The sequence below is a fragment of the Bradyrhizobium sp. genome, from assembly GCF_016462955.1.
GTDB lineage: Bacteria > Pseudomonadota > Alphaproteobacteria > Rhizobiales > Xanthobacteraceae > Bradyrhizobium.
On sequence record NZ_JAEMSD010000026.1, the window covers coordinates 13978 to 24343 of the forward strand.

The following is a 10366-nucleotide window of genomic DNA, read 5'->3' on the forward strand; positions in this document are numbered from 1 at the left end:
CAGGAGATGCTTCCCGCAATGGCGGCGGGAAGCATCGACGCGTTCGATACCTGGGAGCCGCACGTGGCCAATGCAAAGAAGGCGCTCGGCGAGGGGGCCGTCCTGCTCGACACCAAGGGTCTCTACTCGGAGACCTTCAACATCGTCGTGACGCGGCCCTATCTCGAGGCAAACCCGACAATCGTCAGCAAATTCCTGGCTGCTCTCATCGAAGCGGAAGGCTGGGTCAAGGCTCATCCGAACGAAGCGATCGACATCGTCGCTGCCGCAACCGGCATGAAGCGCGACGAGCTGGCGCCGATCTGGTCGGATTACGTCTATCACGTCCGCCTCGACGACAAGCTACTCGAGACGCTGAAGACGCACGCGGCCTGGCGGCTCGCGACCGGCAATCACCCGCCGGGAGCGGGCATCCCAGATTTCTCGAAGGTCATCGTGGCGGCGCCGCTGAAGGCGCTTGATCCTGCACGCGTGACACTGTCGGCCAATCCATGAGCACCGGCGGGCACAAGGGTGCGACGGCGGCCGGACGCCTGAGCGTGCTTGTCGGCGCGCTCTCCGTACCAGCCTTCGTCGGCCTATGGGAATTGATCGCGCGCTCGCGTATCGTCAACGCGGTGCTTTTTCCGCCGCCATCGACGGTCGCTGTCGCCGTCCTTGACTGGATCCAGAGCGGCCAGTTTTTCGGGGACCTTTCGGCGAGCCTCTTCCGCGTCACCGTGGGTTTCCTGATCGGGACGGCGGGCGGGATCATGCTCGGCGTGCTGACGGGCCGGTTCCGGCTGGTCTCGAGTCTGCTCTCGCCGTTGTTTCATATCCTTCGCCCGATCCCCCCGATCGCCTTCGTGCCGATCGTGATCCTCTGGTTCGGCTTGTCGGAGACAGGCAAACTCTTTCTCGTCGTCTGGGGGGTGTTCTTCACGGTATGGCTCGCGACCCATATCGGCGTTCAGAAGGTCGACCGCGGCCTCGTTCGCGCCGCGCTGATGCTCGGCACGCCACGTCGGCAGATGCTCTCGGAGATCATCCTGCTGGGGGCGCTTCCCTACATCGTTGTCGGCCTGCGCACCGCCGTCAGCATCTCCTTTTACACGCTCGTGGCCGCCGAGCTGGCGGGCGCGTTCGCCGGCATCGTCTACCGGATCGAGATCGCGCAACAGAACATGCAAACCGGACAGGTCATGGGAGGGCTGGCCGCGCTCGGACTGCTCTCCTTCGTCGCCGATCGCTCCTTCGCGGCCATTGCCGAGCGTGCCGTATGGTGGCGATGATGCACAACCCGCTTCGACCGACACCGCCGCTTCGGCTCGTGGATGCTCCGCCGGAGCCTTCATCGACAGCGCCGGAAGCGATCATCCGCGTCGAGAATTTGAGCATCGTCTTCGATGTGCCGCGCGGCGAGGTCATTGCGGTGGACCGCGTGTCCCTGGCCGTGATGCCGGGCGAATTCGTCTCGCTGGTTGGTCCGTCGGGCTGCGGCAAGTCTACGCTCTTGAATGCGATGGCGGGCCTCGAACGCCCGTTCGAAGGCGAGGTCATTGTCGCCGGCAAGCCGATGCTGGCACCTCGACCGGATATCGGGATGGTCTTCCAGCAGCCGCATCTGTTCCCCTGGAAATCGGTGCGCCGTAATATCGCTCACGGGCCGCGCGCGCTCGGCAAGTCGAAAACGGAGGCGCTTCGGATCGCCGACGACCTGATCGAGATGATCGGGCTGACAAAATTCGCGAGCGCCTATCCGCACACGCTTTCAGGCGGCATGCAGCAGCGGGTGGCGATTGCTCGCGCCCTCGCGAACCAGCCGCGTGAGCTGCTCATGGACGAACCTTTCGGTGCCTTGGACGCGCAGACCCGGGCCGTGATGCAGGATAACCTGCTCGAACTGCGCGACCGGATCAACGCCACGATCGTTTTCGTCACGCATGACATTGACGAAGCCATTCTCCTGTCGGATCGCGTGCTGATCATGAGCGCCGGGCCGGGCCGCATCCTCCGCGATCTCTCCGTGGGCCTGCCACGCCCGCGCTCCAGCGCTATCCTGACCGACCCCGCCTATCTCGCGCTCAAGCGGGATTGCCTCGACTTGATCCGGACCGAAGGCCGCAAGGCATTCGAGCAAATGGAAGCGGTGACCTAGAGCACTTTCGGTTCTGATTGATTCAGAACCGAAGCTCTAGATTCTTGGTTTGACGCGTTTTCTTCACGCGAACCGGTATCCACTTCGCTCGAAAACGCTCTAGAGTGCGGTGAAACGAGGTTCGGCTGGCTCCTCCGGGCCCGCGTCGGCTCGACCAAGTTTTCATCGCGCTTTCAGCCGCAGCCAGGGCTGGCATAGCTCTTGAATGGAACTGCTCCAGCTACGAGGGAGCGGGCAGATGTCAGCGGCAACTCTCAAGACGACAGCCGGGATCATGCTGGCGGAGTCGGATGCTCTGGTCAGATCGCTGCCAGGCTTGCTCGACCATCTCAGCGAGGCCGACCGGCGCCGCGTACTGGCCATCGGTCGCTATGAGGTTCTGGACACCGGCAAGCATATCTGGCGCCAGGGAGACACGCAGAACGGCATATATCTGATCGAATCCGGCCGGATCCGCAGCTATTACGCAGCGCCTTCGGGGCGTGAGGTGACGCTCGCCTACTGGTTCGGCGGCAATTTCGTCGGCGGGCCCGACCTCTTCGGCGCCGGAGCGCATATGTGGTCTTCGGTGGCCATCGAGCGCAGCCGGCTCCTGTTTCTGCCCGGCCCCGCTTTGCGCGAGCTTGCGCTTCAGTCGGCGCCCCTCGCGGTGGCGCTGCTGGATGCGCTGGCCTTCAAGGCAAGGTGCTACTCGGCCATGGCGCAAATGCTCGGCACACGATCGGTGACCGAGCGGTTGCAGCGTCTCTTGATCTTTCTCTCGAATATCTACGGCTCGCAGCACGGTCGCGAGATCGTGCTCGGCATTCCCTTCACCCATGGCGATCTCGCCAACCTGATCGGAGCAACGCGGCAATGGGTGACGGTGCAGCTCTCTCGCATGCAGGCGCGCGGCATCATCCGCTACGACAGGGGCCTGATCGTCATCCTGAACTTGCGCGCGCTCGACCTCGAAATCGTCTAGAGCGCGACGAAATCAGAATGAAGCGGCATCGCGCTTCAGCTTATGGTTTGAGCATGATCATTCCGGTAAGCCGCTGCACGCTTTTCCTGATCATGCTCTAACCTTACCGGCGGTGCGCGGAGTGACGTTCAGCCCGAACGGAGCGTCGCCATCGTCCTGCTGCCACCGCGAGGCGAAATCCAGGAGGGCGTGGTCCTGCCATGCGGGTGCCAGCAGGGTGACGCCCATCGGCATGCCGCTGGCGAGCGTTGCATTGGGAAGTGCCACCGCACACAGATCCAGCAGATTGACGGAATAGGAGTAGTGACCGAGACGCGTATTGAGCGTGATGGGGTCTGCCAGCATTTCCTCAATAGTGAAAGGACGCGGCGCAGTCGGCACGACCAGGACGTCGATCTGCTTGAAGAGAAGCTGGACCTGCCGCCGCAATTTCAGGAGACGATGCTGCGCCGCGAATGCGTCAGCCGCTGAGAATTGCGCCGCAGAATGCAGGACTTTGCGCGTCACCTCCAGCAAGTCACCATGATCGATGTCATAGAGCCTGCTGACCGCCGCGTAGCGTTCGGCGATCCACGGTCCCGAGAAGAGCATTTCGCCGGCCTCGGCGAAAGGAGTGAAGTCGATCTCGCGGGCCTCGCCTCCCAGACCCGCCAGTCTCCCGCAAGCCTGTTCGTAAAGTACGTCGCATTCGGGCGCCCCGAATGAATTGAGCTCTGGGGCGGAAATGCGCCCGAAGCGGAATTCGTTGGGGATAGCCGATGACGGGCCGTGCGCTTCCCGGCTGTACGGATCTTCAACGTCGAAGCCCTCGACGAGCTCCAGCAACAATTTGCCCTCGGTTACGGAATTGCAGAAGATCGACGGACAATCGAGCGTGGGGCAGTTCGGAACCAGCCCGCGGGATGAGACAAGCCCCACCGTCGGCTTGATTCCGACGATGCCGTTGAAGCCTGCCGGCACCCGGCCTGAGCCGCCGGTGTCGGTGCCAAGTGAGAAGGCCACGTGACCGGCCGCCACGGCGACGGCCGAGCCCGAGCTCGATCCGCCCGAGATATAGCGATCGTCGGCGGCGCTTGGACAGGCGCCGTGAGGTGACCGGGCTCCGGACAGCCCCGTTGCGAATTGAGCCAGATTGGTCTTGCCGAGACAGATCGCGCCGGCCGCGACGAGGCGCTCGACGCATCGGGCCGATCGCTCCGCAACATAGGCGAAGGATGTACAGGCCGCCGAGGTCGGCATGCCCTGCACGTCGATGTTGTCCTTCACGCCGAAAGGCACACCGAGCAGAGGCAGCAATTCGCCCTGCGCGCCGCGCCGTGCGAGAGCCTCGACCTCCGCCAGCGCCTCTTCCATGGGCCTCACATGGATCCAGCAATTGCGGTGTCGGTCTCGTTCGATGCGCTCGTATGCCGTCGCGATCGCCGAACGCAGTTCGGTCGAGGTGCGAAGGGGGCGGCTGCGGCGAGTGAGGGCGACGGCTTGCGACACGAATGGCTCCCGAGGAGATCGAAGGTGCTGCAAGCCTGCCCGGAGGTGAATGGGACGGAAAGCAATTAAGCGCTTCTGCTGCCGCCGTGAACCGGACTGCGAGTGATTGCGATCACGAACTCCCCGCCCGCCGCCCCGGCGCCGGTCCCACATACCTTGCCCTTGGCCGGATCAACTTCCCGAACTGCAATTGCTCGCTTGCATGCGCGATCCAGCCGACACTGCGGGCCATCGCGAACAGAGCGAGCTCGCTGCCGGCGGGCAGGCGCAGCGCGTGCACGAGGACGGCGAGTGCATAGTCGATGTTGACGAACTCGCCGGTGGCTTCGGCGATGCGCTCCGGCACTTCGCGGGTGAATTTGCGCGGCGCGCCGGCGCGTGAGAGCGCGTTGAGCAGCGATTGCGCGCGAGGATCGCCGCGCTTGTAGACGCCATGGCCGAAGCCGGCGAAGCGTTCGCCGAGCGCGTCGCGCTCGCGCACGACAGGCTCGACGTCGCGGTCGACCAGCGTCTTGACGAGCTGCGAGGCCAGCACGCCGGCGCCGCCATGCTTCGGCCCCTTCAGTGCGGCGAGGCCGGCGATGACGGAATCATAGAGATTGAGCCCGGTCGAGGCCGCGCAGCGCGCGGTGAAGGTCGAGGCGTTCAGCTCATGATCGGCCAGCAGCACCAGCGCCCGGCGGATCAGGTCGGGCGCGTGCTTGTTGTCCGCCGTCCACGCTTTCGCGATTTGCTGGTGCAGCGGTTCGGCAGACGGCTCGGCATTAAGCATGGTCGCGACCAGCAGGCGGACGATGCGCGCGCCGACCAGCGCGCGGCCGTCGGGCGCACGGGTGAAGGCACGCGGATCGGCGCTCGCGGCCAGCGCCAGCACCGCGATGGCGCGGTCGATCGGCGCCGCCCGGCGCGCGGCCTGCGCGATCGTGCGCATCTCCTCGGAGAGCAGCGGGAGATTGTCAGGCGCGAACGGATCCACGCGGGAGATGTCCCACAACAGCGTCGCGGTGTGCTCGAGCGTGTCGTTTTCCGAAAGGTCGACGCAGTTGACGCCGCGGTAGATCGCGCCGTCCTCGGTGATGGTCGAGATCTCGGTGTCCATCACCGGCAGGTCGGCGTCGAAGCTGCGCAGCCCCCGCGGCTCCGGCGACGGCACCCGGCGCTCCTTCAGCGCCCGCACGTCCTCGGCGCGATAGCGGTTCTTGCGCGAATCCGCCGTCGGCTCGGACCGGATCAGGCCACGGCTGACATAGGCGTAGAGGGTGGCCGGGGAGATCGCGAGCTCGGCGGCGGCTTCCCGGGCGGACAGGTACAGCCCATCGTAATTTTTCATATTGATTTACGTAATCAAGATTGATCAATCTGTCGAGAGGATTGACCTTTCCGACCGTGAAAGGAGACAGCCATGAACATCCACCTCACCAAGAGCCAGATCGGGCTGGACGGCGTTCCCGCGGCCGAGACCGTGCTGAGCCATGTCGACGGCGACCGCGGCGCGTTGATCATCGCCGGCGAACATGTCGGCCGGCTCGCCGCCGTCTCGAGCTTCGAGGGCGTCACCGCCCGGCTCTGGAACGGCGCCAGCAAGACCACCCTCACCGAAGCCAATGTGCGGGCGAGCCTCGGTGCGGCTCGCGAGCGCGCCTTCGCGCGCCTGCCGGACCTGCTGGCGGCGACGCGCGGCATGGGAATCGTCGACGGGTTTCGCGCGGCCGCCGCGGGACTTCGCGCCGAGCCCGGGCTGGAGAACGAGGCCACTATCGTCGGCGCATTTCCGGTGATCGCGGGCGCGCTGGTCCGACGCGCCAAGGGGCTCGAGCCGGTCGCACCCGATCCCGATGTGAGCCATGCCGCCGACACGCTGCACATGCTGCACGGGCGCGTCCCTGAAACGCGCGAGATCGCCGCGCTCGACGCCTATCTGGTCACCGCCAGCGACCACGGCATGAATGCCTCGACCTTCACCGCGCGCGTGGTGGCCTCGACGCAAGCCGATCTGTTCGCCGCCGTCACTGCTGGCTATTGCGCGCTCACGGGTCCGCTGCATGGCGGCGCGCCGGAGCCGGTGCTGGAGATGCTGGATGCCATCGGCTCGCGCGAGCGGATCCAGCCCTGGGTCGACGCGGCGCTGGCGCGCGGCGAGCGGATGATGGGCTTCGGTCACCGCGTCTATCGCGTGCGCGACCCGCGCGCCGACGTGCTCGACGCCGCGATCGAGGCGCTCGCCTCAGACGGAGCCGACCTGCCGTTCGCCGGCGAGGTCGAAGCCTATATCCGCGCCGCCTTGCGCAGGAAAAATCCGGATCGACCGATCGAGACCAATGTCGAGTTCTTCACCGCGATCCTGCTCGATGCACTCGCGATTCCGCGGCAGGCGTTCACGCCGATCTTTGCGGTGGCACGTAGCGCAGGCTGGACCGCGCATGCGCGCGAGCAGCAGCGGACGGGACGGTTGATCCGGCCGAGCTCGTCCTATGTGGGTGCGATGCCGGAGGGGTGAATCTCGCTTCGACAACGCCGGAGTCTCCGGACTGGCGGGCGGGTGCGCAACGTGCCCATAAACCGTTGCCACTTTCCAACGAGTTCATTGGATATGGGCACGGCGCAATGGCGTTTCGCACCCATAAGCATGCACGTGAGGAGGCATGTGCGACGGAAGGACTCAGACGTTATCGGGAACAATGCGGCCCGCAGCGCATTCACGCTCGCCCCGAAAAGGTCTTCGAAGGGGCGAACAATAAAAGGAATAGAAATGAAGAAACTCGCTTGCGCCCTCGCTGCCGGAACGCTGCTCGCAATCTCGTCCCTCGCCGCCCCCGCCAATGCGTTGCCGGCTCAGCCGATCCCCGGCGCAGCAATGTCCGGTGACGCCATGAACGCGCGCTATCACTACGCTCCGCGACGCGTTTGTACCGTGCGCACGGTGGTCACGCGCGGCCATCATGGACGCCGCATCGTCAAGCGCGTCCGTGTCTGTCGGGTCAGGTAAACGCTCATGATGCCGTCCGCTTCCGCGGGCGGCATCCCATCACGGCGCAAGGCTCTAGGCTTCCCGCACCACCGTCTTCAGATAATTATACGCCTTGATGATCTCGATCAGGCGATCTTCGGTAGAGCGGTCGCCGCCGTTGGCGTCGGGATGATGCTGCTTCACCAGCGCCTTGTACTTGGCCTTGACGTCGGCGAGCGTGGCGCTGGGGCCGAGGCCCATGACCTGGAGCGCCTTGCGCTCGGCGTTCATGACCTTGCGCGTCTCGGCCTTGGGCGCAGCTTCCGGGCCCTTGCGCCAGCCGGTGCGGCCGTTGATCTCGGCAAACATGTTGAGCGGATCCGAGGCCATGTCGATCTCGGCTTCCGCACCCTTCTTGCCGCCATTGGCGCCCATCTTCCAGGTCGGGCGATGGCCGGTCAGTGCATCCTTCTGATAGCGCGCGACCGCGTCGGCATTCATGCCGGAGAAGAAATTGTAGTTCTGGTTGTACTCGCGGACGTGATCCAGGCAGAAGTGCCAGTACTCGCGCTGGTTCTCGCGGCCCTTCGGCGCGCGGTGCGATCCCTTGTTGGCGCAGCCCGCCCATTCGCAATTGACCGCGGTGTCTCGCGGCTTCACTTCCGGCTGCTTGCCCCGCGGCTTCACGCGGATGGAGTCGAAGAACTTTGATGAATCGATCGGCATGGCAGACTTTGACTACGCAATGCAAAAACCTTCAAGTCTTGACATTGCAATTCGCTGAGCACCCGGCCGCAACGACCTTGGACGTCCGGGTATTGACGGGATGCGATTGCGCACCTTAATGGCACACATGGCCATGAAAGACACTATCAGCAACAAGTTGCGGGAAGCTTTCACGCCCGAAAGCCTGCAGGTCGTCGACGAGTCACATTTGCATGAGGGCCACGCCGGCCATCAGCCGGGCGGCGAGACGCATTTCCGCGTCTATATCGTGGCTGCCGCCTTCAAAGGGAAGAGCCGGGTCGACCGCCACCGCATGATAAATTCGGCGCTCGCCGCGGAACTCTCCGGCGGCGTGCACGCGCTCGCGATTCAGGCTCAGGCGCCGGGGGAAGGGTGACTTGTCATTCCGGGGCGGCTCGAAGAGCCGAACCCGGAATCTCGAGATTCCGGGTTCGATGCTTTGCATCGCCCCGGAATGACTGAGCGTCTAAAACGACGTCCCGGCCCTTCTCGGCTTTACCTCGTCCAGCTCCGCGTCCCGCGACACCGGCGAAATACGGAGCGCGGTGATGCGGTTGCGTTCGCGGCGGAGGACGCGGAAGCGGAAGCCGTGGAAGGTGAAGCTCTGGCCGCGGTCGGGGATCGAGCGCGCCTCGTGAATGACGAGGCCTGCGACCGTGGTTGCCTCTTCATCGGGCAGATGCCAGTCGAGCGCGCGGTTGAGATCGCGGATCGGGACCGAGCCGTCGACCACGACGGAGCCATCGGGCTGACGGCGCACGCCGGCGACGACCACGTCGTGCTCGTCGGAAATGTCGCCGACGATCTCCTCCAGAATGTCCTCGAGCGTCACGAGGCCTTCGACTTCGCCATACTCGTCGACGACGAGCGCGAAATGGGTCTTGCGGCGTCGGAACGCCTTGAGCTGCTGGGATATCGGCCGCATCTCCGGCACGAACCAGGGCGGCAGCATGATGGTGGTGACGTCGATGCGCGAGGTATCGCCGTCCGCGGCGCGGATGGCCCGCAACAGATCCTTGGCGTGCAGGATGCCGATGATGTTCTCCGACTTGTCGCGCCACAGCGGAATGCGGGTGTATTCGGTCGCCAGCACCTCCCGCACCAGTTCCTCCGGAGGCAGATCGGCATTGATCATCACCATGGCGGTGCGGTGAACCATCACGTCGGACACCGTCAGCTCGCCGAGCCGGAAGACATTGTGAATGTACTCGGCCTCGCCGCTCTCGATCTTGCCGTGCACGGCCGATTCCTCGACCAGCCCTTCGATCTCGGAATCCGTCAGGATCTCGTGCTGCGAGAACTCCTGGACGCCCATCAGGCGCAGGATCGCGCCAGATGCCGTGTTGAGACACCAGCTCAACGGGTAGAACACCAGGTAGGAAAAATAGAGCGGATAGGCGATCCACTGCGACACCGGCATCGGCTCCCGGATCGCAAGCGTTTTCGGCACCTGCTCGCCGATGATGATGTGCAGCGAGGAGAAAACCAGAAAACCCGCCACGAACGAGACGAAGTGCAGCGTGGCCTCCGACAATCCGAGCGGGCTGAGGACGGGGCTCAGCAGCGCGGACACGGTCGGCTCACCGATCCAGCCGAGACCGAGCGAGGCCATGGTGATGCCGAGCTGGCAACAGGCGAGATAGGATTCGATGTTCTCCATCATGGTCTGCAGCAGACGCGCGCCGAAGCGGTTCTGCTCGACCATGGCCTTGACCCGGAAGCCGCGGCTCTTCACCAGCGCAAACTCCGCCGCCACGTAGAACGCGTTGGCGGCGAGCAGGAGGAAAGCAAGCAGCAGATTGATCGAGATCGAACTCATGTATGCCTCGCGGCCGGCTCGGCATTCCCCGCCGTTTCGCGGGCGGCACGTCCGGACGATCCCGTCATCGCGACAGCTTCGACTGCAGGAAATCGCGCACCAGCGCCGGCTCGACGTCCTTGGCGATCACCGCACGCCCCACCGCCTCCAGCAGAATGAAGGTGAGCTTGCCGCGCTTGACCTTCTTGTCCTGCGCCATCAGCGCCATCAGCGCGTCGGCGTCGGCGAGACCTTCCTGCGCAAAGCCCGCGATGTCCTGCAAGC

General features: G+C 64.7%; 11 protein-coding genes and 1 pseudogene. 7 read left to right on the forward strand and 5 right to left on the reverse strand.

Features of this window, described 5'->3' with window-relative positions; translation table 11 throughout:
- The 4 genes from JHD07_RS05095 to JHD07_RS05110 form a co-directional block, all read left to right on the forward strand.
- Nucleotides 1-495: ABC transporter substrate-binding protein (locus JHD07_RS05095; RefSeq protein WP_291619629.1), on the forward strand; the 495-nt coding region annotated here is incomplete at its 5' end.
- Nucleotides 492-1271, forward strand: a complete 780-nt coding sequence (locus tag JHD07_RS05100; protein WP_291619631.1) for an ABC transporter permease — start codon at nucleotides 492-494, stop codon at nucleotides 1269-1271. The genes JHD07_RS05095 and JHD07_RS05100, both read left to right, overlap by 4 nt.
- A complete protein-coding gene (locus JHD07_RS05105; RefSeq protein ID WP_291619633.1) occupies nucleotides 1259-2137 on the forward strand; it encodes an ABC transporter ATP-binding protein in 879 nt (292 codons plus the stop codon). The genes JHD07_RS05100 and JHD07_RS05105 overlap by 13 nt, the downstream gene beginning before the upstream one ends.
- Before the next feature lie 238 nt (nucleotides 2138-2375).
- On the forward strand, nucleotides 2376-3101 hold the full coding sequence (locus tag JHD07_RS05110; protein WP_291619636.1) for a Crp/Fnr family transcriptional regulator: 726 nt from the start codon (nucleotides 2376-2378) through the stop codon (nucleotides 3099-3101).
- 90 nt (nucleotides 3102-3191) lie between these two features.
- Here the strand turns inward: JHD07_RS05110 and atzF are convergent, their stop codons facing one another.
- Together atzF and JHD07_RS05120 are read right to left on the reverse strand one after the other, a co-directional pair.
- Nucleotides 3192-4589, reverse strand: coding sequence for an allophanate hydrolase (gene atzF / locus JHD07_RS05115; RefSeq protein WP_291619660.1), 1398 nt, complete (start codon nucleotides 4587-4589; stop codon nucleotides 3192-3194).
- 112 nt (nucleotides 4590-4701) lie between these two features.
- Nucleotides 4702-5919, reverse strand: a complete 1218-nt coding sequence (locus JHD07_RS05120; RefSeq protein WP_291619638.1) for a citrate synthase family protein — start codon at nucleotides 5917-5919, stop codon at nucleotides 4702-4704.
- Between the two features lie 72 nt (nucleotides 5920-5991).
- Here JHD07_RS05120 and JHD07_RS05125 point away from each other — a divergent pair, with 72 nt between their 5' ends.
- Both JHD07_RS05125 and JHD07_RS05130 read left to right on the forward strand, forming a co-directional pair.
- The gene (locus JHD07_RS05125) at nucleotides 5992-7086 is read left to right on the forward strand and encodes a citrate synthase/methylcitrate synthase (RefSeq protein ID WP_291619640.1); all 1095 of its coding nucleotides are present in this window, start codon (nucleotides 5992-5994) and stop codon (nucleotides 7084-7086) included.
- 252 nt (nucleotides 7087-7338) lie between these two features.
- Nucleotides 7339-7575 (forward strand): hypothetical protein, encoded by a 237-nt coding sequence (locus tag JHD07_RS05130; protein ID WP_291619642.1) that lies wholly within the window; start codon nucleotides 7339-7341, stop codon nucleotides 7573-7575.
- A gap of 54 nt (nucleotides 7576-7629) precedes the next feature.
- On the opposite strand, the gene JHD07_RS05135 is transcribed toward JHD07_RS05130, so the two are convergent.
- Nucleotides 7630-8262: a DnaJ domain-containing protein gene (locus tag JHD07_RS05135; protein WP_291619643.1), complete on the reverse strand. Its 633-nt coding sequence runs from the start codon at nucleotides 8260-8262 to the stop codon at nucleotides 7630-7632.
- 118 nt (nucleotides 8263-8380) lie between these two features.
- Between JHD07_RS05135 and JHD07_RS05140 the strand changes: the two genes are divergently transcribed.
- A complete protein-coding gene (locus tag JHD07_RS05140; RefSeq protein ID WP_291619662.1) occupies nucleotides 8381-8659 on the forward strand; it encodes a BolA family protein in 279 nt (92 codons plus the stop codon).
- Between the two features lie 90 nt (nucleotides 8660-8749).
- On the opposite strand, the gene JHD07_RS05145 is transcribed toward JHD07_RS05140, so the two are convergent.
- Together JHD07_RS05145 and JHD07_RS05150 are read right to left on the reverse strand one after the other, a co-directional pair.
- Complete coding sequence (locus JHD07_RS05145) at nucleotides 8750-10102, reverse strand: hemolysin family protein (RefSeq protein ID WP_291619645.1); 1353 nt, start codon at nucleotides 10100-10102, stop codon at nucleotides 8750-8752.
- Nucleotides 10103-10166: 64 nt separating this feature from the next.
- A pseudogene (locus tag JHD07_RS05150) lies at nucleotides 10167-10366 on the reverse strand (3-dehydroquinate synthase); the annotation flags it as partial.

Excerpts from the sequence above, each read along its gene's own strand:
- JHD07_RS05100 (WP_291619631.1), top strand. The coding sequence starts at position 492 with ATGAGCACCGGCGGGCACAAGGGTGCGACGGCGGCCGGACGCCTGAGC.
- JHD07_RS05105 (WP_291619633.1), top strand. The coding sequence starts at position 1,259 with ATGGTGGCGATGATGCACAACCCGCTTCGACCGACACCGCCGCTTCGG.
- JHD07_RS05110 (WP_291619636.1), top strand. The coding sequence starts at position 2,376 with ATGTCAGCGGCAACTCTCAAGACGACAGCCGGGATCATGCTGGCGGAG.
- JHD07_RS05120 (WP_291619638.1), bottom strand. The coding sequence starts at position 5,919 with ATGAAAAATTACGATGGGCTGTACCTGTCCGCCCGGGAAGCCGCCGCC.
- JHD07_RS05125 (WP_291619640.1), top strand. The coding sequence starts at position 5,992 with ATGAACATCCACCTCACCAAGAGCCAGATCGGGCTGGACGGCGTTCCC.
- JHD07_RS05130 (WP_291619642.1), top strand. The coding sequence starts at position 7,339 with ATGAAGAAACTCGCTTGCGCCCTCGCTGCCGGAACGCTGCTCGCAATC.
- JHD07_RS05135 (WP_291619643.1), bottom strand. The coding sequence starts at position 8,262 with ATGCCGATCGATTCATCAAAGTTCTTCGACTCCATCCGCGTGAAGCCG.
- JHD07_RS05140 (WP_291619662.1), top strand. The coding sequence starts at position 8,381 with ATGGCACACATGGCCATGAAAGACACTATCAGCAACAAGTTGCGGGAA.
- JHD07_RS05145 (WP_291619645.1), bottom strand. The coding sequence starts at position 10,102 with ATGAGTTCGATCTCGATCAATCTGCTGCTTGCTTTCCTCCTGCTCGCC.